The sequence below is a fragment of the Sporolactobacillus shoreae genome (assembly GCF_004684935.1).
Classification (GTDB): domain Bacteria; phylum Bacillota; class Bacilli; order Bacillales; family Sporolactobacillaceae; genus Sporolactobacillus; species Sporolactobacillus shoreae.
This window is the reverse complement of the sequence record NZ_SRJD01000014.1, coordinates 36,635-57,268: the sequence shown is the minus strand read 5'-3', so window position 1 is coordinate 57,268 and position 20,634 is coordinate 36,635. Positions and strand designations below refer to the sequence as shown.

Genomic DNA, 20,634 nt, shown 5'->3' with positions numbered 1-20,634 from the left:
AGTCTATGGTACTGGAAAACATCGTCGTTAAAGGCGCTCGCGAACATAATCTGAAAAATGTCAGTGTGACCATACCGCGTGACAAAATGGTCGTTGTCACCGGACTTTCCGGCTCCGGCAAGTCTTCACTGGCGTTTGACACCATCTATGCCGAAGGTCAGCGCCGTTATGTGGAATCACTGTCGGCCTATGCACGCCAGTTCCTCGGCCAGACAAACAAACCGGATGTCGACGCCATTGAGGGGCTCTCTCCGGCGATCTCGATTGACCAGAAAACGACAAGCCATAACCCGCGTTCGACCGTCGGTACAGTAACGGAGATCTATGACTATCTGCGGCTACTCTATGCACGTGTGGGCCATCCGTTCTGCCCAAATCATGGGATTGAAATCACGTCCCAGACGGTGGAACAGATGGTGGATCGCGTGCTCGCCTATCCGGAGCGGACAAAGATTCAGATCCTCGCACCGCTCGTTTCCGGAAGGAAGGGGACACAGGCTAAAGTTCTTGAAGAGATTAAGAAAAAAGGGTATGTCCGTGTCCGCGTTGACGGGGAGCTTCGTGAAGTCAGCGAGGAAATTAAACTTGAAAAGAATAAGAAGCATGATATAGATGTGATCATCGACCGGATCGTTATCAAACCGGAGATTGAGGGCCGGCTGGCCGATTCCCTCGAAGCGGCCTGCAAACTGACGGAAGGACATGCCCTTGTCGACGTGATCGGCGGAGAAGAGCTGCTTTTTTCCGAACAGCACGCTTGCCCCTATTGCGGTTTTTCCATCGGCGAACTGGAGCCGCGCCTCTTTTCATTCAATAGCCCATTCGGCGCCTGCCCGGACTGTGACGGGCTCGGCTCGCGGATGGAAGTGGATCCCGATCTGGTGATTCCTGACCGGACAAAGACTCTGGCGGACGGCGCAATAGCCGCTTGGGAACCAACCAGCTCGCAGTACTACCCACAGCTGCTGAAGGCGGCCTGCGCACATTTTGGCATTGACATGAATGTGCCTGTTGAAAAGCTGCCTAAAGATCAGTTGCACATGCTTCTGCATGGTTCAGGAACTGAGCGGATCCATTTCCATTATGAAAATGAATTCGGCGATGTCCGCGATAAGGACATGTATTATGAAGGTGTCCTGCCGAACATCAGCAGGCGTTATAAAGAAACGACTTCGGATTACATCCGTGAACAGATGTCGGAGTATATGATGCAGAAGCCTTGCCCAACGTGCCACGGCTATCGGCTTCGGCCCGAAGCGCTGGCCGTTAAAATCAGTGGGAAGCATATCAGTGAAGTGACGGAGATGCCGATCAGGCTGATGCTTCAGTTTTTCAACGGTCTGGAACTGACACCGAAGGAACAGACGATTGCCCGACTGATCCTGCGCGAAATCAAACAGAGAACAGAATTTCTGATTGACGTCGGTCTGGATTATCTGACGCTGAGCCGGGCGGCAGGAACACTTTCCGGCGGTGAGGCGCAGCGTATCCGGCTGGCGACTCAGATTGGCTCGCAGCTGATGGGGGTGCTTTATATTCTGGACGAGCCGTCCATCGGCCTCCATCAGCGGGATAATGACCGACTGATCCATACGCTGCTCAATATGCGTGATCTCGGCAACACACTGATTATCGTCGAACACGACGAAGACACGATGCTTGCTTCGGATTATATTATTGACGTTGGCCCGGGCGCCGGCGAGCACGGTGGGCGGATTACCGCCCAGGGTACCCCGCGGGAGATCATGAAGGATGAACACTCGCTGACCGGCCAGTACTTGTCGGGTAAGAAATTTATTCCAATACCGGCGAAACGCAGAAAAATAACAAATCGGGCGATCAAGATTGTCGGGGCGAAGGCGAATAATCTGAAGAATATCAGTGTCAGCTTTCCGCTTGGCGTGATGACCGTTGTGACGGGTGTTTCCGGCTCGGGAAAGAGTACGCTGGTCAATGAAGTGCTCTTCAAAGCCCTTGCCCAGAAACTGCATGGCAGAAAAGACGCTCCGGGAGAATTCAAACAGATCAAGGGGATCAAGGAACTTGACCGCGTCATTCAGATCGACCAGTCGCCGATCGGGCGTACTCCGCGATCCAACCCGGCAACCTATACCGGTGTTTTCGACATGATCCGGGATGTATTCGCCGCGACAAATGAAGCCAAAATCCGCGGTTACAAAAAGGGGCGTTTTAGTTTTAACGTTAAGGGCGGACGCTGCGAGGCCTGCACCGGTGACGGAATCATAAAAATCGAGATGCACTTCCTGCCGGATGTTTATGTCCCGTGTGAAGTTTGCCACGGAAAGCGTTACAACAGAGAAACTCTGGACGTTACCTATAAAGGAAAGACGATTGCTGATGTACTTGATATGACTGTGGAGGAGGGCCTTGAGTTTTTTAAAAATGTGCCGCGGATCAGAAGGAGGCTGGAACCCCTGTTTGATGTCGGCCTAGGATATATTCGTCTCGGACAGCCAGCGACAACTTTGTCGGGCGGCGAAGCGCAGCGTGTCAAGCTGGCTTCACAGCTGTTCCGGAGAACGAAAGGGCGCGCACTTTATATTCTGGACGAGCCGACAACCGGCCTGCACACCGATGATATCGCCCGCCTGCTCCGGGTACTCCAGGCACTCGTCGACAGCGGGGACAGCGTGTTGATCATTGAACACAATCTTGACGTCATAAAATGCGCCGATTACCTGGTCGATCTCGGACCTGAAGGCGGAGACGGCGGCGGAACGATTGTTGGTACTGGCACTCCGGAAGTGATCGCAGAAACATCGGGATCCTACACTGGAAAATATCTGAAACCGATACTTGAGCGTGACCGGAAACGGATGGATTCACTGCTTGAGGATCAAGAGCTGGCAGCAGGGAAAGCGGAATAAACAAGACCTGGGAATTTTTTTTCAGCAAGTCCATTAAAATCAGATAGACATCCGGCTTGTTAATCTGGCCGTGAACAGGGTATAGTTGAAAGAGATTCGTATTCGGGAGGCAAACCATGAAGAAGAGACTTGTTCGATCCCGTAATAACCGTGTTTTGGCGGGAATTCTCGGGGGCATCGGAGAATATTTTGATATCGACCCGACGCTTGTCCGTGTCATCTTTATCGTTCTGCTGGTCGCCAGCTTCTTTTTTCCATGTACCGTCGGCTATTTTCTGGCCTACTTTATCATTCCCGAACAAGGGGAGTGAATGGGTTGTTTCGAAGCTGGATTGCCAATTCTTTGCTTAATATCGTCATCAACATGATTATTCTTATGACGCTGGCGGGTTATCTACACACAATGGTTCAATTGTCAGGTGTTGGGGCGGCTTTCCTAGCCAGTGTGGTATTATCCATACTTAATGTATTTGTCCGGCCGGTTCTGCTTCTTTTTTCACTTCCGGCGACCATTCTCTCACTCGGGTTTTTTATTTTTGTGATCAATGCGCTGATGCTTCTTCTGACCTCAGCCATTATGGGGCCGGCTTTCAAACTTGAAGGCTTTGGCAGCGCGCTGATCGTGGCTATTATCATGGCGCTTTTTCAGATGATTATCCAGACATTTATTATCCGACCATTGAAAAAAAGGTAACCAGATGCCCGGCTATTTCTCATAGTGAAGAAGGAGCATCAATTCCAACAATCTATGGTAAAATGAAAAAAAGATCGGATGCGCCAGGTAGATCGCATTTCTGATCAGAATGTTAATTGTGAACGAGAATCAGGCTTCCGGGAACGCCGGGTGTGGCGGCGCGGCGCAATTTCAGAGAGAATTCGGAGGGGAAGCTCTCCCGGGGGTATGTACGCCGCGCTGCGGCGGAATTTAAGCTTTCGGAGTGCGTGCCGGACTGCAGCAGCAGATGCACGATGAAGAGAGAACGGACGAAGTCGGTCCGGGCAGCGGCTATCGCTTATGAACAAAGTGCGCGTCAGTGAACTGATTGAACATTTCGATTTAACACTGGTCAGCGGTGAGAAAGGGACCGGCCGGGAAATTATTGTTAGTGATATTTCGCGGCCCGGGCTGGAAATTGCCGGTTATTTTACCTACTATCCGAGAAGGCGGCTGCAGCTGCTCGGGCGGACTGAATTGTCTTTTTTTAATGAGCTGAGCACGGATGAACGTTACAAACGTACATCACAGCTGTGCACGGCCCAGACACCCTGTATCGTCATTTCGCGCGGAATTGAAGTTCCTCAGGAATTTATTATTTCTTCCAATAAGCGTGATGTTCCGATCCTGCAGTCCAAGATGAAAACGACTCGCTTGAGCAGTATGATTACCAATTATCTTGAATCGCGGCTTGCGCCAATGACGGCGGTTCATGGTGTCCTTGTCGATGTCTATGGTGTCGGCGTGCTGATCACGGGGGAGAGCGGGGTCGGCAAAAGTGAAACGGCGCTTGAACTGGTTAAACGCGGGCACCGTCTGGTAGCGGACGATTCGGTGGAGATCCGGCAGGAAGGTGAATCCGAACTAGTCGGAAACGCGCCTGAACTGATTCAGCATTTGCTGGAAATCCGCGGACTCGGCATCATCAATGTGATGACTCTGTTCGGAGCGGGAGCTGTCCGAAACTACAAGCGAGTATCACTCGTCATTCATCTCGAACTCTGGGATCAGAATAAAGTCTATGATCGGCTCGGTCTTGATGAAGAAAAAATAAAGTTAATTGATACGGAAGTGCCGCGTCTTGTGCTTCCGGTGCGCCCTGGCCGTAACCTGGCCGTGATTATTGAGGTGGCAGCGATGAATTTCCGCCTGAAAAATATGGGCTATCACGCCGCGCAGCAGTTTTCCGACCGCTTGAACGATACATTGAATGAACGCTGAACGGAATCTTGATTCACTCTTTTCGTGAGTCTTTATCTTATTGATCAGAACTCCCTTTTACATCTATGAAAGGCATGGTGGAAAAAAGAATGGATCAGTCGATTGAACCTTTGAACCGGGTCGCCCTTCAGCTGGGCCCGATTCATATTTACTGGTACGGCATCATCATTGCGGGTGGCGCTTTGCTCGGTTTGCTTCTGGCGATGCGTGAAGGGAAAAAACGAGGCCTTCCTCATGATACATATATTGACTTAATCATGTTTGCAGCTCCGATTGCGGTGATTTCGGCGCGAATCTACTATGTCGCTTTTGAATGGCCCTACTATTCTCAGCATCCTGCACAGATCATCGCGGTCTGGAACGGCGGTATCGCTATCTATGGAGCCTTGATTGGTTCCGTAGTGACCGCTATTGTTTTTTGCCTCGTTCGCCATCTTCCCTTCTGGAAGGTGGCCGATGTCGCGGCACCCAGCGTGATTCTTGGCCAAGCGATCGGACGCTGGGGCAACTTTATGAATCAGGAAGCGCACGGTGGTCCCACGACACGGGCCGCGCTTGAAAGTATGCATCTGCCGAATTTTATTGTCAATCAAATGCTGATCAATGGTGTCTACTACATCCCAACCTTTTTGTACGAGTCGGTGTGGGATTTTGCGGGCTTCATCCTTCTGCTTATTCTGAGACGGGTGAATTTGCGCCGCGGTGAACTTTTTCTGTCCTATGTCATCTGGTATTCACTCGGCCGCTCATACATCGAAGGACTTCGTACCGACAGCCTGATGTTGGGACCGCTACGTGTCTCTCAATGGCTCGCTGTGATATTGGTTATTTTCGGGGTAGGCCTGATCCTGTTCTGGAGACTGAAAAAAGAGAAGCGTCCACATTATCTGGACACCTGACTCTACTGTGCCGTGCCGTAAATACGGGGCGGCGTTCTTTTTACTTTGGTTCTGTTAAAGTTCAATGTTGATTTCGCTCCTTTGTTGAGTAGGCTGAAGGTGCGCAACGCCCGCGGAAAGCGAACATCTGGAGCGAAAAAGAGCAGACACGTTTAACTGAGCCTTTACTTTTAAAACGCTTGGGGGATTTAGCTTGATTCGAACGGTTTTATTTGATCTAGACGGGACGCTAATTAATACGAATAATCTCATCCTGGCATCATTCCAATACACACTTGACCGCTATTTTCCGGGTAAATATACAAAAAAGGATCTGATTCCTTTTATAGGAGAGCCGCTTGAACTGAGTTTTGACCATGTCGATCCTGCACAGAGGGATGAAATGATCGAAGTGTACCGGGCACATAACAGCAAATTTCATGACCGACTGGTGACTGAATTTCCCCATGTTCATGAAACACTGGAAAAGCTTTCCTCAGAGGGATGCAAAATGGGTGTCGTTTCAACAAAAAAGAGGGACATGGTCAACCGCGGTCTTGAATTTACCCACATTGCCGGATATTTCGATACTGTCGTGACGAGTGATGACGTAGCACGTCTGAAGCCGGATCCGGAACCGGTTGAAAAAGCGATGGTGCAATTGGCGGCGCAGCCGGAATCCACTCTGATGGTAGGAGACAGTCCCTCCGATATTCTCGCGGGCTCGGGCGCACATGTCCGCACAGCAGCGGTCGGCTGGTCAATGAAAGGCCGCTCTGTTCTGGAAAAATTGCATCCGGATTATTTGATCGACAGTATGAACGACTTGCTGAAACTGGTCCGGACAGCGGACAGCGCCACTTTATGAAATCGGTGTGTGCCCACTTAGATGACATGGAATTTTTTAAAAGAGGGTTATTTATGTGATTCAAATCACATAATTATTTAATGAAAGGGGGTATAAAATAGTTAGGTGATGAAAATCACTTTGATTGACCAGTAAAAATGAAAGCGCTTAATAATGAATGGGGGCCGGCATTATGGTTAATTGGTTAAGAACCAGTAAAACGTCTTCAGTTATCTTACTTCTTCTGCGCTTATGGCTCGGTTGGCAATGGACAATGGATGGATTTCACAAAGTTTTCGGAGCTAAGCCTTTCGATGCATCAGGCTTTATGCATGGTGCAATCGCTCATCCGGTCACCGGACCAACAGGTAACATTCTTTACGGTCCATTCAACGCGTTTCTTCAGCATATCGCACTGCCCGCATCACCATTTTTCAGTTTCCTTGTGAAGTGGGGCGAACTGCTGGTTGGTATCGGTCTGATTCTCGGGACACTGACGACCGCAGCCATTTTCTTTGGCCTGCTCATGAATTTTATGTATATGTTCGCGGGTACGGTTTCAACAAACCCTCTTTACGTCTTGATCGGAGTCATTATTCTCTTTGCTGGCTTTAACGCGGGTAAGCTTGGCGGCGATTTTTGGGTCATCCCTTGGATCCGTAAAACGGTGGGTGGCTGGTTTGGAAAGTCGGCGTCCAGAGATGAGGCTGCGTGACAAAGAGTCAAATTTAAGGTGCAGAGGCTCAAGAGACAGATCTTGAGCCTTTTTTCATGTCGCGCCGAAGTACACTTTCCGCACGTTAGGATCCTTCAATCTTTTCTAAGGCCGAATTAAATATGCTATACTGAATTTACAGAGGAGATTAAAGGTGTACGGAGGCAGAAGGATTGTATGAGTAAAGGAGATCAGTCGCAGAAGAAGCGGGTCATATCCCTGCATCATGACGGAGATTTTTTCTATCAGAAGGGGATGACCAGTTACCAGAAAGGCGATCTGGAGCGCGCAAGCAGGTATCTTGAACGCGCTCTGAAGATAAAACCCAATGAGGTCGAGTATCTTGCCCAGCAGGCGGCGATTCTGTCCGAGTTGGAGAATTATACCGCATCGATAGACCTGCTGAAAAAGATTGTTCACGAGCTTGATGCGCAAATGACCGAATGTTATTTTTTTATGGCTAACAATTATGCCTATCTCGGTGATTTTGAGGAGGCGCTCACCGAAGTAAGGACATATATGGCACTTGAACCGCATGGCGCTTTTGCCCACGAAGCCCGGGAATTATTAGAGATGCTTACTTCAGAAACACAGGATATGGATGAGGATGAAGAGCCGCCTTATATCAGCTTGCACGAGCGGGGGAGAGCGGCTCTGGAGCATGGACGTTTTGAAGAATCCATTTATTTATTTAAAAAAGTGATCCGGGAAGAACCGGATTATCTTGCGGCTCAGAATAATCTAATGATCGCCTATTTTTCAACAGGCGCCACAGAAAAAGCCATGGCAGTAGCTGAAGCCGTTCTGGCCAAAGATCCGGGAAACATCCACGCATTGTGTAATCTGGCGACTTTTTTCAGTCAGCTTGGGGAACAGGAAAATCTCCGGAAAGTGATGAAACGACTGGATGGAATTTTTCCGATCCTCCCTGAACACTGCGGTAAAATCGGATCAACGTATCTTTTCGTTGGTGACTATAAAAAAGCTTTTTACTGGCTGAAAATTGCCGAACAGAGGGGTGTCCACCGTGATCAGGTTTTTTGTTTCTGGATGGCGCTTGCCGCTTATCATATGAATCATCGGAAACTTGCTGAGAAATACTGGGGGATGGTTGATTATTTCAGCAGCAAACCCTTTCATCCATTCAAGTACAGCAAGATTCAGGACATGATGTTCGAGCCTGAAGCGCGAGAAAACTTTATGATCGGGGATCTGCTCAGAAAAGAGATATGGGATGGCGGACGCGCTTATCAGCTGTTCTCACTGTTTTATCTCGCCAGAACGGAAGAAGGATCCTTAATTGAAGAGGCGTCGAAAAAAGGACCGGATGCCGAGATCAGAGGGATTGCGGCCCGTTTGCTGAACGAGCGGCAGTCCGGAGAGACGGATGACAGAATTCAGATCATGAGAATTGTTGAAAGCCTGTCTGGTGGAGAAAAAGAGGCTATGAAACACCCTGAACTTTACAGCTTCTGGCTTGTCGTCGATTCAGTCGCCGGAGCGTCAGAAAACACGGACTGCAGCGGCTGGGCGGCTGCACTCTATTATTTATGGAAAAAGGAGTTCGGTATGCATGCGTCCCAGAAGGCGATCGCCGATAAAGCAGGTACCACCGTTTATCGGATACGCAAACATGTAGGGGAACTGACGCGGGCGCTTGACAGCAAATGGGAAGAAAAACTGATGAACTGATGGACCGCCACCCCTATTTGTGTCCGATGAGCAGTTTTCTGGACTTTGCACCTCCCTTTCTTTAGCATAGAAGTATCAATTAAGCAGATAATAATTATTATAATTAATGCAGGCATGGAAGGAATGGGATGAAAAGTGGCAGAGGAAGATAAAATTTATGACGTAATCATCGCTGGGGCAGGACCCGCTGGGATGACAGCGGCGGTTTACGCAGCACGCGCAAATATGGATACACTGATGATTGAACGCGGGATACCCGGCGGACAAATGGCAAACACAGAAGCAGTTGAGAATTATCCGGGATTTGAATCAATACTGGGCCCGGAACTCTCAAACAAGATGTTCGAGCACGCCAAAAAATTTGGTACGGTTTATGCCTATGGCGACATCAAGGAAATTAAGGACGGCAAGGAATTTAAGACGGTTGTATGCGGAAGCAAGGAATATAAAGCACGCACGGTGATCGTAACGACAGGTGCGGAGTATCGTAAGCTAGGCGTTCCGGGAGAAAAGGAACTGGCCGGACGAGGCGTGTCTTATTGCGCAGTATGCGACGGCGCTTTTTTCAAAGAAAAAAAACTTGCCGTGATTGGCGGTGGCGATTCAGCCGTTGAAGAGGGGACTTATCTGACGCGCTTCGCTTCCCAAGTGACGATCATTCACCGCCGTGATCAGCTCCGCGCTCAGAAAATACTCCAGACACGCGCGTTCAATAATGAAAAAGTAGACTTCGTCTGGGATACGGTTTGCACGAAAATCAATGGCACGGACGGTAAGGTTTCCAGCCTGACGCTTAAGAATAAAAAAACCGGCGAAGAAACAGACTTTCTAGCTGACGGTGTGTTTATTTATGTTGGCATGAATCCTCTCTCACAAGCGGTTCAAGCTCTCGGCATCACTGACGAACAGGGCTATATTGTCACAAATGAGAAGATGGAGACCAGTATTCCCGGCATTTTTGCAGCCGGTGACGTCCGCCAGAAGGAACTTCGTCAGATTGTGACTGCGACGGGTGATGGAAGCATTGCTGCGGACAACGCGCAGAAATATGTTGAAAAGCTGAAGGATGCATCTGCCGTAGGTTGAACTTCAAAAAAACGTGTGGCACTTCGGTCGCAGATATTAGGTCACTGTTTGAATCCATTTTTATCCACCCTTAACCTGTGTGTAACCGATCTGCAATGAAATAAAGGTATACTAAAATAGAAATTGACCCCCCTTTTTTAGATATAAATCATTGGGACGACACGATGGAAATAACGTGTCGTTTTTTTTTATCCGCGATTTATAGGAAGATACTGCGGCTCCGTTTCTGAATCACTTTCTGATCAGACAGTTTTCGAGTATACTGTAAAGAGTAACGGTTTTCCGTTAAAGTATGAAACTGGCTGTACAGAATTTTAAGGTGACGGGACGGGAGAAGGATGAAAGACATTCAAGTAGTGATCATTACCGGGATGTCAGGTGCAGGGAAGACGGTTGCGACCCGCATTTTTGAAGATATGGGCTACTTCTGCATAGACAATCTTCCCCCGACCCTGATGCCGAAATTCATTGACCTGATTGAAGACTCTGAATCGGATAAATTGAATAAACTGGCATTAGTGATGGATCTTCGCGGAAGGGAATTCTTTGACTCGCTTTTTAAGTCGCTGGATGCCTTCAGCAAAGCGGAGAAAATCAGGCCAAAAATATTGTTCTTGGATGCGAGCGACCAGACACTTGTCCGGCGCTATAAAGAAACGCGACGTTCACACCCGCTTTCGCCCAAAGGACGTCCGGTAGAAGGGATCCGGCTAGAACGGAAAAAGCTGGAGGAGGTCAAGGGCCTGGCCCAATATTACATTGATACATCCGACCTTTCGCCTCGTCAGCTCCGAGACCAGATCATCAGTGATTTCGGGATTGAGAGTGAAACGTTCCGCGTTAATGTACTCTCATTCGGCTTCAAATACGGGCTTCCAATTGACGCTGATCTCGTTTTTGATGTGCGTTTTCTTCCCAACCCTTACTATATCAAGCATATGCGCGAGCGGACCGGTCTCGACGCCGATATTTCCGAATACGTGCTTAAATGGACAGAGACACAGCAATTTCTGCAGAAGCTGATGGATCTCCTGAAGTTCATGCTTCCGCAATATAAACGCGAAGGCAAGGGGCAGCTCGTGATCGCGATCGGCTGCACGGGCGGAAAGCACCGTTCTGTCGCGCTGACAGAATGGATCAGCAAGAAGTTGTCGGCTGATTACCCGATAAGTGTATCGCACCGGGACATAGAGAGAGGATAGCTTAATAAAATGACAGATCGGAAAAAAGTTGTCGCCATTGGAGGAGGAACGGGACTTCCCGCCGTGCTCCGTGGACTGAAAAAATATTCAGTGGATATAACTGCAATTGTGACTGTAGCGGATGACGGTGGGAGCAGCGGCATGCTGAGAAATGAACTTCAAATACCTCCGCCGGGGGATATTCGTAATGTGCTCGTTTCTTTGTCCGATGTCGAACCTGTATTTGAAAAACTGCTACAGCATCGCTTCAAAACAGACAGTGGCCTGAACGGCCATTCACTCGGTAACCTGCTCATCGCGGCGCTGACGTCGATCACCGGCGACTTCGTCAAGGGAGTCAGGGAACTGAGCCATATTCTTAATGTGCATGGGCAGGTGCTCCCAGCCGCCGATCAGAGCATCGTACTTTGCGCTGTTATGAGTGACGGAAGTATTGTTGAAGGCGAATCAAGCATCCCCGAAGCGAATAAAAAAATTGAGCATGTTTTTCTGAAACCGTCTGATATTCAGCCGCTTCCGGAAAGTATTACAGCTATCAGGGAAGCGGATCTGATCACGCTCGGACCCGGAAGCCTCTATACCAGTGTAATTCCGAATCTGCTGGTACCGGAACTGGCGGAAGAGGTGATTCGTTCCAAAGCAAGGAAAGTCTATGTCTGCAACGCCATGACCCAAAAGGGGGAAACAGACGGATTTTCTGCTTCAGACCATATTCTTGCGATGAACCGCCACGTCGGATGCTCTTTTATAGATACAATAATTGCGAACAACCAGCCGATCGCTCCATCCATTATTGAACGCTATGCGAGGGAAGGAGCGGAACCCGTGTCTGTCGATCGTCCGAAACTCGAGGCACAGGGGCTGAGCGTGATTTCGGCTCCGCTGATTAAAACGGCGGGAGGCGTCATCCGCCACAACGAAGCAGCGATCGCGAAGCTGCTGATGACCATGTTTACAGAAAGGCTATGTTAATACTGAATGTTGATTTTAGTGCTCTATTGATTTGAGCGGAAGGCGCGAGACTCCTGTGGGATCAACGAGGGCACCGAGCGAGGAGGCTCACGGATCGCCTGCGGAAAGCGAGCGCCTGAAGCGAAAAACAACAGACAAGTTTAACAAAGTTTACAGAAAAAAAAGTCTGAAGTCCGGGAGGTCTTGCGATGTCATTCGCCGCTGATACCAAAAGAGAACTGACGATGCTGGAAGTCGACGACTGTTGCGCGCACGCGGAGCTTGCGGCGCTGACACGGATGAACGGGTTTGTGTCGATCAGGAACAAACGCATCGAACTGGATATAGCGACTGAAAACGCAGCCATTTCGCGGCGGATCTATCGGTTGATCAAGCAGGTTTACCATTATCAGATTGAGATTCTTGTGCGCAGGAAAATGCGTCTGAAGAAAAATAATGTGTATATTGTCCGGCTGAAAGAAACAGCGGGCCCTTTTTTGCGTGATTTAAAGATCATCGATGAAATGAGCCAGTTTACACGCGAAATAGCGCCGGAACTGGTTAAGAAAAAATGCTGCCGCCGGTCCTACCTGCGCGGTGCGTTTCTCGCCGGAGGATCTCTGAACCATCCGGAATCCTCATACCATCTCGAAATTTTTTCGAATTATGAAGAACATACGTATTCTTTGGCTAAACTGATGAATAGCTTTGATCTGAATGTCAAAGTGCTGTCCCGAAAAAACGGGTATATCATTTACATGAAAGAAGGCGAGAAGATCACCGATTTTCTAAGCATTATCGGCGCGAACAAGGCCCTCTTTTATTTTGAAGATATCCGAATTGTCAAGGACATGCGCAACTCAGTGAACCGGCTGGTCAACTGTGAGACGGCTAATCTGAACAAAACAGTCGGCGCCGCTATGCATCAGGTGGAGAATATCCGTCTGATTGAAAAAACCATTGGACTGGACGAACTTCCGGTAAAATTGCGTGAGATTGCCGAGCTGAGACTGAAACATCCCGATATCACGCTTAAGGAGCTCGGGGAACTGGTGAGTGGAGAGCCAATCAGCAAATCAGGCATTAATCACCGGTTTCGGAAAATTGATCTGATTGCGAGCCGCATTCGTCAGGGACAATAAATTTAATAGATTGGAAAAGAGAGGTGACGGAAAATGATTCATAAAAAAGTGACCGTTCGGATGAAGTCAGGTCTTCGAGCCCGCCCCGCGGCTCTGTTTGTCCAGGAAGCCAGCCTTTTTCAGTCGCATATCACACTGGAAAAAGGCGGAAAAGTGGCGAACGTGAAAAGTATCATGGGCGTGATGGGCATTGCCCCGGCTTTCGGTGATCAATTGGTGCTTGAAGCCGACGGGCCGGATGAAAATGAAGCCATCGCCGTTCTCGCGGCGATGATTGAAAAAACCGATTGATTCGCCTATTTTGTAAGCGCTATTATTGATGAAACTTAGTGATTTAACCGTAATCGCAAAGTTTTATCAGAACTGACTACAAAAAAAGGTGCCTGAAATCCGGAAACTGCTGAACAGGGACAATCAATTGTTAAAAATAATCATTAATGGGTGATCTATAATGAACAGTAGGCGAATAATACGCGGCAAAAAATAGCATCAGTACTTCTTTCGGAGACAGAAATGGGTTTAACCTGGGAATTGGATCTGCTGAAACTACGATTCGGCCGATTCAGAGATCCTTATCAATGAATACGGAATCATTATCAATAAAAACTTGGGTATCATCAATCAAAATTCATCATTTATCAATAAAAATAGGAGAAGTTTCAATAAAGACGATTTTTTTCGTTATCGGAAGGAGCCAGCGGGTTCCTCAGTTTATTTGTCGTGTCTTATCAGCGGCACCAGAAAGTGTACTAGACGAAACGGGCAGAGTATCAGTCAAACTATTGTGAGTGAATCATGTCTTGATCAACAGGAACTGAGTCGCTGCGTAGTCCGCTTTAACCGAGCACACTTTTCAACTGAGCCAGATTCGTACCACAACAAAAACATCCCGGAGCATTTTTCACTCCGGGATGCTTTCATAACACATTGTTAAGCTTTTTTCGGTGCGGTCATAATATCATCGATCAGACCGTACGCTTTGGCTTCTTCCGCGGACATGAAATTGTCGCGGTCGGTGTCCTTTGAGATGACATCGTATGGCTGGCCGGTTCTTTCGGCATAGATGTGATTCAGCTTTTCACGGATCTTGAGAATCCGTTTTGCATGAATTTCCATGTCGGAGGCCTGGCCCTGCATGCCGCCGAGCGGCTGGTGGATCATGATTTCACTGTTCGGCAATGCGTAGCGCTTGCCGATTTCTCCGGCTGTCAGCAGGAAACTCCCCATTGAGGCAGCCATGCCGATGCAGATCGTTGAAACTTTCGGCTTGATAAACTGCATCGTATCGTAGATCGCCATGCCGGCAGTGATTGAACCGCCGGGACTGTTGATATAAAGCGAAATATCTTTTTCGGAATCCTCCGCCGCGAGGAAGAGCAGCTGTGCAACAACGGCGTTGGCGACATTATCGTCGATTGCCGTCCCCAGCATGATGATTCTGTCTTTCAGCAAGCGGGAATAAATGTCGTACGCGCGTTCACCGCGGTTTGTCTGCTCAATGACTGTAGGAATTAAAGGCATTGAACATACCTCCTTTTATTCGTATAGGGATAACTTTTATCTAACCAAGGACAATGATACATTAAAGGTCAATATAGGTCAAATTTTATCTCCTGAAGATAAGGCTCTGTTAAATTCGTCTGCCCTTTTTCGCTCCATGTGCTCGCTTTCCGCAGGCGATCTGTGAGCCTCCTTGCTCGGTACCCTCGTTGATCCCACAGGAGCCCGCGCACCTTCCACTCAATCAACAAAGGAGCAAGAGCAACATTGAACCTTAACGTAGCAAAAAAGATCAGCCCGAACGGCTAATCTTTTATCTGTGATGCGCTCGAAGGGATTCGAACCCCCGCCACATGGTACCGGAAACCATTGCTCTATCCAGGCTGAGCTACGAGCGCACATTATTTAATTAATTTAATTAATTCGCTGACATTTGTCTATTTTAAGCGATTGCCGTCCATTTTGCAAGGGCAATTTTGTAAATCTGGGGCTATGGCTTTCACCCGCCCAAATTCGAGTACATGAAAAAAATTAGGTGTTCTCATTAGGGCAAGGCTATTCCCCAGTTCATAGGTTATTAATGTACTTTAAATTGCGAGGAGGAACAAATATGGAGGTTTCACCTTATTCAAATAAGCCGATACCCGTTAATCCATACGCGCCGGCCAATAATTATCCCGGCATAAAGCCTGAAACGAAGCTGCCAACATGGAGTCCTACAGCTGCTGTCCAGCCTGGAAAAGGAAAAGGCCCGATCGCGAGCCCTTATGGAAAAGCGCCGTGGGGCGGCAAGGGAAAAGGCATGGCATGCGGGCCCAGCCAGACACTCAATTGCCCGCCGCAGCAGGCAGGTGCGATCTATGATCCGCAAAGTGTCAACGTCCAGGATATTTTTAAACCGGTTATTGTACAGCACATTCATCCGATGCACACGGAAATCAGGACACATTATGTTTATGAACATCAGCACTTTTATCCGCATTCCGTTTCGCAGTGCTGCGACGAACGGCACTATGACGTGCAGTGCGGTCAACCGTGCTTTCCGCAACCGCATTGCTGAGCATGATCACATGTGATCCGGACCTTTTGCCGAATAGGCAAAAGGTCTTTTTGGCAATAAGTTTTCCTCAACAACATGAGGAAAAAATACGATAGGGTGTTGTGATCAAAGGAACAGTGAACGGCCAATAGTTGAGTCACAAAGAACGAGTCGCAGTCAATTTGCACCGAAATCTTAATCAATCACAGGGGATCAAGATAAATCCAGCCTTGAATACAGCTAATGAAACGGCTTACCAGCCGCGATCGCAAATTTACCGGCCGGATTCGGAACTTTACCAGCCGCAATCGTAAATTTACCAGCCGTCCTCTTAAATGCTGTATCTTTTCGCTACATCACAGTTTCGTGATCCATGTTTGCTGCGTGACAGCTTTGTTCAGAATTCCCTCTAAACAATGGAGGACCGGGTTTTCCCGGTTTTTTCATCTGCCGGAGACTTTTATCAGTCCATACATTTAATAATTGTTTTATCCGCTCAGTCAATGTATCATAGAACATGTTGGCCAGATTGAGCCGACTGACACAAATCTGGCAAAAGGAGTTGATCACTTAATGAGTTCCGATAGTTCGTCGAATCAGAAACCTGGTCCCGGGCATAGTAAGGAGGAAGTTTCCATATTGTCCGGATATCGGCAGCTCATGAGTGGACGGCTGCCGTTGCCTGACTGATATGCATAAGCTTCCTCCATAAAACGAGGAGGTGGAATCATGATTGATATTTATTTGACAGATGAACAAGATAACCTGATTAAAAAAGATGAGCTGGTGAAGGGTTGCTGGATCAACCTGACGCGGCCATCCGAGTTTGAGGTCGGAAAGGTTGTTGAGGGAACTGGTATCCCGTCCGATTTTATCCGTGACTCTCTGGACGACGATGAACGCTCCCGTATTGAAAAAGAAGACGACACGGTTCTGATCATCGTTGATTTTCCGGTTCGGGTAGAGGATGAATCGGACTCCGCACCCTATGACACGATTCCTCTTGGTATTATTGTGACACCGTTTTACTTTGTTACAGTCTGCCTGCAGAGCAATCCGATTGTTGAAGATTTTATCAATAATAAGATAAAAAATTTCTTTACTTATAAAAAGACACGCTTTACGTTACAAATATTATACGCGATTGCCCGGTATTATCTCAGGTATCTTAAAACGATTGACCGGCGGACCTCCGTGATCGAACGCGAACTGCATGAATCCATGCGTAACAAGGAACTTTTCAATTTGCTGAGTCTGGAAAAGACGCTGGTCTATTTTACAACGTCCCTGAAATCCAATAATATCGTTATGGAAAAGATGACGAAGCAGCGGTTCCTGAGAATGTACGAAGATGATCAGGATCTTCTGGAAGACGTCATTATCGAGATCAAACAGGCTATTGAAATGTCTGAAGTGCACAGCAACATCCTGAGTGGAATGATGGACGCTTATGCCTCGGTCATCTCGAATAACGTGAACGTTGTGATGAAATTTCTGACGACCGTGACGATTGTCCTGTCGATCCCGACGATGGTGGCAAGTTTCTATGGCATGAATGTCAACGGAATTCCGTATCAGGGTCTGGCCCATTCATTCTGGATCCCTTTCGGTATTGCGCTGCTTTTATCGGGAATCACAGCACTTTTTTTCTGGAAAAAGAAATATTTCTAAATATAATGCGATCTATAGCAATGGCGGAGCGAAATCAAGGGATTTCGCTCTTTTATTTTGCCATGCGATGCAAAAGCTGAAGTCTATTCTCATACAATCGATAGTAGGCGCGGCATTCGGAAAAGTTCAAAGGCCGCAGGAAAAAACAAAATCTGTGTAAAATCGACGGAAGTCTATAATGTAAGCGTAGCCATTTCGCCGATTGATTGATATAATACTCTGTAAGAGGTGAGTCGGATGGCGCTGGCACTGGTTCAGAAACAGGCTTTGAAATTAAAAATGACACCTGCATTGTTTCAGTCGGTGACCCTTCTTCAGTTCAGCAATGAACAGTTGTCGGAGTATATCATGGAGAAGGCCATGGAAAATCCGTTACTGAACGCAGAAAAAAATGATTTTCAGTCTGCGGATCCCGGGGCCGTTTCTTCTTTCGCACAGTATGGAGACGAAGCGAAGAGTGCGACGGATGTAATCGAAGAAACCGTCGCCTCTTCAAGCGATTACCGCGATCTGCTACACCGTGATCTCCATCAGCTTCAGCTTGATAAAATATGTCTGGCCGCCGCTGATTTTTTGATTGATAATCTCAATGAAAAAGGATACTTTGATGAGGAACCTGAGGATTTGCTCGAAGGATACGGACTCAGCCCGGAAGTTCCCGGGAAGGCGCTTGAAGCCGTACAATCGCTGGAACCCGCTGGTGTCGGGGCCCGCACCCTTACTGAATGCCTGGTGCTTCAACTGAAGAGAATGGCTCCGGCGAACCCTCTCCCCATACGCATTCTTTCTGATTATAGCGACTGCTTTCTCTCAGGAAACTGGGGAGAACTTGCCACTATTCTTGGAACCACTGAAAAGAGCATACGGGCTGCTATCGAAGTAATACGAGGGCTTAGTCCAACTCCAGTTTCATCGATTCAGGAGGAAGCGCCTCAATACATTATCCCGGATGTGACGATCAGAAAGTCGGACAGCGGTTTAAGCTGCGAGATGGAAGACCGATATCTCCCTAAAATAACGTTGGACAGCACGGGTTATGAAAATTATCTGGACAAGGCGGATAGCGAGACAAAGCGCTACCTGCGTGAAAAAAAAGATGAGGCGGACTGGTTGATTGCAGGAATATCAAGACGCAAACAGACACTCCTGAAGCTGACTGAACTGCTGATGCAGGTACAGAAGGCTTATTTCGAAAGCGGAAGGTATGAGGCGCTCAAACCGTTTCCCATGAAACACGCGGCGGAACAGCTCTCGGTCAATGAATCGACAGTCAGCCGGGCGGTCGCAAATAAATATGTTGAGACACCTTATGGTCTTTTTCAGATGAAAAAATTTTTTGTGCGCGCAATAAAAACCGGTCAGGAAGAAGTTTCTTCTTTCCAGATCCTTTCCAGGATTAAACACTGGATCAGTGTCGAAGACCGCAGCACGCCTTTTTCCGACCAGAAATTGGTTCAACTCCTGTCGGATGAAGGACTGCATTGTTCGAGAAGGGCTGTTGCCAAGTACCGCAGGGAATCCGGCATTGGTTCGACCGTTCAGAGACGGTCGAGATAAAGAAAAAAGCGGACTGCGGCGCGTAGTGACGGCATTTATGAGAACAAATTCACAAAGGTTTCAGGCGCATGATGCATGTTAAACGATTACATATATTTCTTTAAGGGACATTAACTGTCCCTTAACATAAACTTTATATGACTCAAAGTGCCTGTGTTATGTTTTATTCTGCACGTTACGGGGAATACTCAACTTGCGAAACGGACACATTCAGCTTCCGGCTGACGAAACGGGTGATGTCAGAAAAAGTGATACTTTTCGAAATTTGCAGACAGTTGATAATCCATGGAAATCGCCTAATATCAACACTTTTTTGCAGATGTGACGAAAATGCGTCAAAAAAAGGCTGATACAAAAGATTTACATGTTTACGCTTGTAAAGGCGGCGGAAAGTTGATATTATGTACGTGGAGCAGATGGGACATAAAATGACTTATGTGGGACATTTTTAGACCGCTTTGGGTCGATCGAGGGGAACGCTGTGGAACACTTGCTTGATCTTCAAAAAAAGCTAATCCCTGATGTCTTAGACATAATGTCCAGCCGCTTCCGTATTCTTCAATCTTTGCACTTTCTTCAGCCGATCGGCAGGCGCAGCCTGTCATCCCACCTTGGGATGACCGAACGTGTCCTACGTGGAGAGGTGACATTTCTCAGCCAGCAGGGGCTGATCCAGATGGCGTCAAGCGGCATGTATCTGACGGAAAATGGAGAGGCCATTGTCAAGGATCTGGGAAATGTAATGAAGAATATCTCTGGATTGAAGGAGATGGAGAAACAATTGGAACACGCCCTGGGCGTTTCCAAAGCAGTGATTGTATCCGGCGACAGTGATCAGTACGCATTGGTCAAAAATGAGATCGGGCTAGCTTGCGTCAGGGAGATTGAACGTTGTCTGGATGCGGAGAACATTATTGCGGTAACAGGGGGTTCTACTCTTGCTTCCGTTGCCGCAATGATGCATCCGCTGAAAAAGGCGCATCAGGAACTTCTTTTTGTGTCTGCCAGGGGCGGTCTTGGCGAGAAAGCTGAAAATCAAGCGAATACGATCTGCGCGAAAATGGCCGAGAAGGCTGAAGGACACTATCATCTGCTCCACGTTCCCGACCAGCTCAGCGACGAATCCTATCACAGCTTGATGGAAGAGCCCAGCATTCACCGGGTTCTGCAGCTTGTCCACAGTGCATCGATTATCGTTCACGGGATAGGCAGTGCAAGAACCATGGCGATTCGCCGGCATTCCGGGGAGGAAGTTCTCAGGCAGGTCGACACGGAACATGCTGTGGCCGAGGCTTTTGGCTATTTCTTTGATCAGACGGGCCGCGTGATCCATAAGGTTCAGACAATTGGACTCCAATGGGAAGACCTTTTCGGCGCACGGTCCGTGATTGCCGTAGCCGGGGGCAAGTCTAAGGCTGAGGCAATTAAGGCTTATTTCAAGAGGGGTCCGGATTCCGTACTTGTGACAGATGAGGGAGCCGCGCAAGAGATTTTAAAAAATTTTTAAACCATTTAGGAGGTCATCTTCGT

Annotated in this window: 19 protein-coding genes and 1 tRNA gene; 18 read left to right on the top strand and 2 right to left on the bottom strand. The window is 48.0% G+C overall.

What is annotated here, in order from left to right; translation table 11 throughout:
• The first annotated feature begins 5 nt into the window (after positions 1-5).
• The 14 genes from uvrA to E4665_RS12140 all read left to right on the top strand — a co-directional run bounded on the left by uvrA (position 6) and on the right by E4665_RS12140 (position 13,628).
• Positions 6-2,888, top strand: coding sequence for an excinuclease ABC subunit UvrA (uvrA, locus tag E4665_RS12200; protein WP_135349074.1), 2,883 nt, complete (start codon positions 6-8; stop codon positions 2,886-2,888).
• A gap of 116 nt (positions 2,889-3,004) precedes the next feature.
• Complete coding sequence (locus tag E4665_RS12195; RefSeq protein ID WP_135349073.1) at positions 3,005-3,199, top strand: PspC domain-containing protein; 195 nt, start codon at positions 3,005-3,007, stop codon at positions 3,197-3,199.
• A 5-nt stretch (positions 3,200-3,204) separates the two neighbouring features.
• Positions 3,205-3,582 (top strand): phage holin family protein, encoded by a 378-nt coding sequence (locus tag E4665_RS12190; protein ID WP_135349072.1) that lies wholly within the window; start codon positions 3,205-3,207, stop codon positions 3,580-3,582.
• A gap of 152 nt (positions 3,583-3,734) precedes the next feature.
• Entirely contained in the window at positions 3,735-3,926 is a 192-nt protein-coding gene (locus E4665_RS18180; protein ID WP_167815199.1) for a hypothetical protein, read from the top strand.
• On the top strand, positions 3,904-4,824 hold the full coding sequence (gene hprK, locus E4665_RS12185; protein WP_135349071.1) for an HPr(Ser) kinase/phosphatase: 921 nt from the start codon (positions 3,904-3,906) through the stop codon (positions 4,822-4,824). Before E4665_RS18180 ends, hprK begins: the two co-directional genes overlap by 23 nt.
• Before the next feature lie 89 nt (positions 4,825-4,913).
• Complete coding sequence (gene lgt / locus E4665_RS12180; protein WP_135349070.1) at positions 4,914-5,723, top strand: prolipoprotein diacylglyceryl transferase; 810 nt, start codon at positions 4,914-4,916, stop codon at positions 5,721-5,723.
• 193 nt (positions 5,724-5,916) lie between these two features.
• Positions 5,917-6,570 carry a pyrophosphatase PpaX gene (gene ppaX, locus E4665_RS12175; RefSeq protein WP_135349069.1) on the top strand — a complete coding sequence of 218 codons (654 nt, stop codon included), beginning with the start codon at positions 5,917-5,919 and terminating at the stop codon, positions 6,568-6,570.
• 172 nt (positions 6,571-6,742) lie between these two features.
• Positions 6,743-7,264: a DoxX family membrane protein gene (locus E4665_RS12170; RefSeq protein WP_135349068.1), complete on the top strand. Its 522-nt coding sequence runs from the start codon at positions 6,743-6,745 to the stop codon at positions 7,262-7,264.
• A gap of 177 nt (positions 7,265-7,441) precedes the next feature.
• The gene (locus tag E4665_RS12165; protein ID WP_135349067.1) at positions 7,442-8,956 is read left to right on the top strand and encodes a tetratricopeptide repeat protein; all 1,515 of its coding nucleotides are present in this window, start codon (positions 7,442-7,444) and stop codon (positions 8,954-8,956) included.
• Positions 8,957-9,091: 135 nt separating this feature from the next.
• Positions 9,092-10,042 carry a thioredoxin-disulfide reductase gene (gene trxB, locus E4665_RS12160; protein ID WP_135349066.1) on the top strand — a complete coding sequence of 317 codons (951 nt, stop codon included), beginning with the start codon at positions 9,092-9,094 and terminating at the stop codon, positions 10,040-10,042.
• 338 nt (positions 10,043-10,380) lie between these two features.
• The gene (gene rapZ, locus E4665_RS12155; protein WP_135349065.1) at positions 10,381-11,244 is read left to right on the top strand and encodes an RNase adapter RapZ; all 864 of its coding nucleotides are present in this window, start codon (positions 10,381-10,383) and stop codon (positions 11,242-11,244) included.
• Between the two features lie 9 nt (positions 11,245-11,253).
• Positions 11,254-12,216: a gluconeogenesis factor YvcK family protein gene (locus tag E4665_RS12150; protein WP_135349064.1), complete on the top strand. Its 963-nt coding sequence runs from the start codon at positions 11,254-11,256 to the stop codon at positions 12,214-12,216.
• Between the two features lie 188 nt (positions 12,217-12,404).
• Complete coding sequence (gene whiA, locus E4665_RS12145) at positions 12,405-13,337, top strand: DNA-binding protein WhiA (protein ID WP_135349063.1); 933 nt, start codon at positions 12,405-12,407, stop codon at positions 13,335-13,337.
• A gap of 33 nt (positions 13,338-13,370) precedes the next feature.
• Positions 13,371-13,628, top strand: a complete 258-nt coding sequence (locus E4665_RS12140; protein ID WP_135349062.1) for an HPr family phosphocarrier protein — start codon at positions 13,371-13,373, stop codon at positions 13,626-13,628.
• 639 nt (positions 13,629-14,267) lie between these two features.
• Here E4665_RS12140 and clpP read toward each other — a convergent pair.
• Together clpP and E4665_RS12130 are read right to left on the bottom strand one after the other, a co-directional pair.
• Positions 14,268-14,858: an ATP-dependent Clp endopeptidase proteolytic subunit ClpP gene (clpP, locus tag E4665_RS12135; protein WP_135349061.1), complete on the bottom strand. Its 591-nt coding sequence runs from the start codon at positions 14,856-14,858 to the stop codon at positions 14,268-14,270.
• Between the two features lie 302 nt (positions 14,859-15,160).
• Positions 15,161-15,235 (bottom strand) — tRNA-Arg (locus E4665_RS12130).
• A gap of 212 nt (positions 15,236-15,447) precedes the next feature.
• On the opposite strand from E4665_RS12130, the gene E4665_RS12125 reads away from it, so the two are divergent.
• The 4 genes from E4665_RS12125 (at position 15,448) to E4665_RS12110 (ending at position 20,611) form a co-directional block, all read left to right on the top strand.
• On the top strand, positions 15,448-15,897 hold the full coding sequence (locus tag E4665_RS12125) for a CotD family spore coat protein (RefSeq protein WP_135349060.1): 450 nt from the start codon (positions 15,448-15,450) through the stop codon (positions 15,895-15,897).
• A gap of 708 nt (positions 15,898-16,605) precedes the next feature.
• Entirely contained in the window at positions 16,606-17,547 is a 942-nt protein-coding gene (locus E4665_RS12120; RefSeq protein ID WP_135349059.1) for a magnesium transporter CorA family protein, read from the top strand.
• Positions 17,548-17,784: 237 nt separating this feature from the next.
• Positions 17,785-19,104 carry an RNA polymerase factor sigma-54 gene (gene rpoN, locus E4665_RS12115; RefSeq protein ID WP_135349058.1) on the top strand — a complete coding sequence of 440 codons (1,320 nt, stop codon included), beginning with the start codon at positions 17,785-17,787 and terminating at the stop codon, positions 19,102-19,104.
• A gap of 481 nt (positions 19,105-19,585) precedes the next feature.
• Positions 19,586-20,611, top strand: coding sequence for a sugar-binding transcriptional regulator (locus E4665_RS12110; protein WP_135349057.1), 1,026 nt, complete (start codon positions 19,586-19,588; stop codon positions 20,609-20,611).
• Positions 20,612-20,634: the final 23 nt, after the last annotated feature.